At 72.0% G+C, this 3,917-nt stretch carries 4 protein-coding genes; 3 read left to right on the top strand and 1 reads right to left on the bottom strand.

The window, feature by feature from the left end:
- Window positions 1–156 precede the first annotated feature (156 nt).
- Window positions 157–1,254, bottom strand: coding sequence for a tRNA epoxyqueuosine(34) reductase QueG (queG, locus tag CSC68_RS15690; RefSeq protein ID WP_162204529.1), 1,098 nt, complete (start codon window positions 1,252–1,254; stop codon window positions 157–159).
- 59 nt (window positions 1,255–1,313) lie between these two features.
- On the opposite strand from queG, the gene CSC68_RS15685 reads away from it, so the two are divergent.
- The 3 genes from CSC68_RS15685 to CSC68_RS15675 form a co-directional block, all read left to right on the top strand.
- A complete protein-coding gene (locus CSC68_RS15685) occupies window positions 1,314–2,825 on the top strand; it encodes an NAD(P)H-hydrate dehydratase (protein ID WP_162204528.1) in 1,512 nt (503 codons plus the stop codon).
- Window positions 2,819–3,295: a tRNA (adenosine(37)-N6)-threonylcarbamoyltransferase complex ATPase subunit type 1 TsaE gene (tsaE, locus tag CSC68_RS15680; protein WP_162204527.1), complete on the top strand. Its 477-nt coding sequence runs from the start codon at window positions 2,819–2,821 to the stop codon at window positions 3,293–3,295. The genes CSC68_RS15685 and tsaE overlap by 7 nt, the downstream gene beginning before the upstream one ends.
- A 126-nt stretch (window positions 3,296–3,421) precedes the next feature.
- The coding region (locus CSC68_RS15675) for an AMIN domain-containing protein (protein WP_246193642.1) at window positions 3,422–3,917 on the top strand (496 nt) is incomplete at its 3' end.

Raw genomic sequence — 3,917 nt, 5'->3', positions numbered from 1 at the left:
CGATATCTACCAAGAGTAGATCGCCAGCAACATAAGATGGATAAAAGAGACATACCAATCACGAATCACGAATCACGAATCACGAATCACCAATCACGAATCACGAATCTCGAATCTCGAATCTCGAATCACGGATCACGAATCACGAATCACGAATCACGAATCCCGTCCCCGGCGATGCCGCTCCAGCGCCCAGGCCACGTGCTCGCGAACCAGCGCTGAAGGATGCCCGCGCCGCGACTCAAGTGCGGCAATGACTTCGGGCGTGGTCGGCGCGTTGCCCAGGGCCACGGCGATGTTGCGTAGCCAGCGCTCGTGGCCGCTGCGACGGATCGCGCTGCCTTCGGTGCGGCGCAGGAACTCGTCCTCCTCCCAGGCGAACAGCTCGGCCAGGGTGGCCTGGTCGAGGTTGTTGCGGGCGCGGAAATCCGGCTCGTCGGTGCGGCGCGCGAACTTGTTCCAGGGGCAGACCAGCTGGCAGTCGTCGCAGCCGTAGATGCGGTTGCCCATCGCCGGGCGCAGTTCCTCGGGGATGGCGCCGTCGTGCTCGATCGTGAGGTAGGAGATGCAGCGTCGCGCGTCGACCCGGTAGGGCGCGGTGATCGCGCCGGTGGGACATGCGGGAATGCAGCGGCTGCAGGTGCCGCAGTGCGCGCTGGCCGGCGGGCCCCCCGGCAGTGGCAGGTCCAGGTAGATCTCGCCGAGGAAGAACCAGGACCCGCCATCCCGGTCGATCAGGCAGGTGTGCTTGCCGATCCAGCCCAGCCCGGCGTTGCGCGCAAGCGCGCGTTCCAGCACCGGCGCCGAATCCACGAACACCCGGTAGCCGAAGCTGCCGAATTCCTGCTGCAGCCGCTCGGCCAGCTTCTGCAGGCGATTGCGCATCAGCTTGTGGTAGTCGCGTCCCAGCGCATACCGGGCCACGTAGGCGCGATGGCCGTCGGCCAGGGTCTGCCACGCGGCCTCGTCGTCCTGGCCGTAATCCAGACCCACCGAGACCACCCGCACCGTGCCCGGCACCAGCTCCTGCGGACGGCTGCGCGCGGTGCCGTGGCGCGCCATCCATTCCATGGTTCCGTACAGGCCCTGGGCCAGCCAGTCGCGCAGATGGTTCTCGTCTTCGGCCAGGTCCACGCCGCTGATGCCGCAGCGCTGGAAACCGTGCTCGCGCGCCAGCTCGCGCACCCGCCGGGCGGCGGCCACGAGATCGATCGCCCCGGGCTCGGCCGGGCTGGAGGGCAGGGTGGGGGACATGTGCCGATTATAGGAGCCGCCTGCGCAACGCCGGCCCCGGCGCGGCTTAGAATTGGCCCATGTCTACGCCAGTCACCCTCCTGTTCGACACGCGCGCTGCCCGCCGGATCGATCAGGAGGCGACCGCCGCGCTCGGTGGCGACGGCTACGTGCTGATGCAGCGCGCCGGCGAGGCCGCCTGGCGCCTGCTGCGCGAACGCTGGCCGCAGGCGCGGCGGATCGTGGTCGCCTGCGGCGGCGGCAACAACGGCGGCGACGGCTTCGTGCTGGCGCGGCTCGCGCTGCAGGCGGGGTTCGAGGTACGCGTGGTGCTGCCGGAAGGCGTGGAGCCGCGCACGCCGCTGTCGCTGCGCGCGGCCGCCGATTACGCAGCCGCGGGCGGCAGCCATGAATACTTTCCCTGCGCGCTGGATGGTGCCGACCTGCTGGTCGATGCGCTGCTGGGCATCAGCATGGAGTCTGCGCCGCGCGCACCGCTGGCCGCGCTGGTCGAGGCGCTGGATGCCGCCCCCGCGCCGGTGTTCGCGCTGGACGTGCCCTCGGGCATCGATGCGGACCGCGGCACCGCCCCGGGTGTTGCACTGCGCGCCCAATGCACATTGCAGTTCATCGTCCACCACGCCGGTCTTCGCACCGGCGCGGCGCTGGACCATGTCGGCGACCTGCTGCTGGACACGCTGCAGGTCGATGCCTCGGCCTACGCCGGCGTGGCGCCGCCATGCGCGCGGCTGCTCGGCGTCGCGGCGCTGGGCCAGTGGCTTCCTCCGCGCGGACGGGGCAGCCACAAGGGCCGCTCCGGGCACGTGCTGTGCGTGGGCGGCGACCCCGGTGGCGGGGGCGCGGTGCTGCTGGCGGTGGAGGCGGCACTGCGCAGCGGCGCTGGCCTGGCCAGTGTCGCCACCCGCGAGGCGCACGTGGCTGCGCTGCTGGCGCGACGTCCGGAGGCGATGGTGCATGCGGTCGAGGAGGCCGACGCGCTGGAGCCGCTGCTGGCGCGCGCCAGTGTCGTCGCCTGCGGGCCCGGCCTCGGGCGCAGCTCGTGGTGGGGCGCGGCGCTGTTCCGCAAGGTGCTGGAGAGCGGCTTGCCGCGCGTGCTCGATGCCGATGCGCTGAACCTGCTGGCCGAAGCGCCCGCGCAACCGGGCGACGCGATCCTCACCCCGCATCCGGGCGAAGCCGCGCGCCTGCTGGGCATCACCACCGCCGAAGTGCAGGCCGACCGTCATGCGTCCGCCGCCGCGCTCGTGCAGCGCTACCGCTGCGCGGTCGTGCTCAAGGGGGCGGGCTCGATCATCGCCGCGCCGGGCGCGCTGCCCTGCGTGCTTGATGCGGGCAACCCCGGCATGGCCACCGGCGGCATGGGCGACCTGCTGACCGGTGCCATCGCGGCGATGCGCGCACAGGGCCTGGATGCGTTCGAGGCCGCCTGTGCGGGCGCGCTGCTGCACAGCGCCGCCGGCGACGCCGCGGTCGGCGGGGATGGACAGCGCGGCCTGTTGCCCTCGGACCTGCTGCCATGGCTGCGCCGCCTGGCCAATCCTTCCACTTCGCAGGCAGCTGCCGAATGCTGATCGAACTTCCCGATCCCGAAGCCACCGACGAACTGGGGCGCGCCCTGGCTGCGACCCGGCCACGGCAGGCCGTCGTGTACCTGCACGGCGACCTCGGCGCCGGCAAGTCCACCCTGGCGCGGGCCCTGCTGCGCGGCCTGGGCGTGGTCGGGCCGGTGCGCAGTCCGACCTACACCCTGGTGGAGCGCTACCCGGTACAGGGCGGGGAGGCCTGGCACCTGGACCTGTACCGCATCGGCAATGCCGGCGAGCTGGATTTCCTCGGCCTGGACGGCGACGAAGCCACGCTCTGGCTGGTCGAATGGCCCGAGCGCGGACAGGGCGCCCTGCCCGCGGCGGACCTGCGGGTGCATCTGGCGGTGGCCGGCACCGGCCGCACCGTGCGGCTGGAGGCGGCCAGCCCCATTGGCGAGGAATGGCTGTCGGCGTTGCAGCTGAACACGCGCTTGCGGCCCTTTCCTGCCGGCTGATCGCAAGAAGGTCCCCCAGGTGGCGGATTCTTAAAGGAATTTCACTTGCAATGGACACGGGCTGGTGATTGAATCCGGCCCATGTGCCACCTAATCGCCCGATTCGGCGTCCTGGCGGCGGGCCTCGTGCTCGCCGCTTCCGCCTGCGTCGGCGAAGCCCTGGCCGGCGAAGTGCGGGCCCTGAGCCTGCAGCAGGGAGCCACCGGCACCCGCGCGGAAGTCCAGCTGCAGGGCGCGGGCACGTTCAAGACCCTCAGTCTCAGCGGTCCCCACCGCCTCGTCGTCGACCTGCCGGAATCGCACGCCGCGTCCGGGCTGAAGCTGCCCGCGCCTGCGGGCGTGGTCACCGGCGTGCGTACCGGCCAGCCGGTGCCCGGCACCTACCGCATCGTGTTCGAACTGGCCGCGCCGGTCGCCAGCCTGCCCGTGCGCACGGAGCCGACCGCCGACGGGGCGCGCCTGGTGATCGAGTGGCCCGGCGATGGTCCGGCCGCGGCCTCGGCGACCGAGCCGAAGCCCGCCGTGCCGGCAGCCGCTACGACCACCGCGGCGGCCGCTCCGTCCCCGGCGCCGGCCAGCGACGCCGAGGCCCGTGCCGCAGCCGCCCGCGCCACCGCCCTTC

This window comes from Pseudoxanthomonas suwonensis (assembly GCF_010093235.1).
GTDB lineage: Bacteria > Pseudomonadota > Gammaproteobacteria > Xanthomonadales > Xanthomonadaceae > Pseudoxanthomonas > Pseudoxanthomonas suwonensis.
The sequence above is the reverse complement of the archived record's forward strand: the minus strand, read 5'-3'. Positions and strand labels throughout refer to the sequence as shown.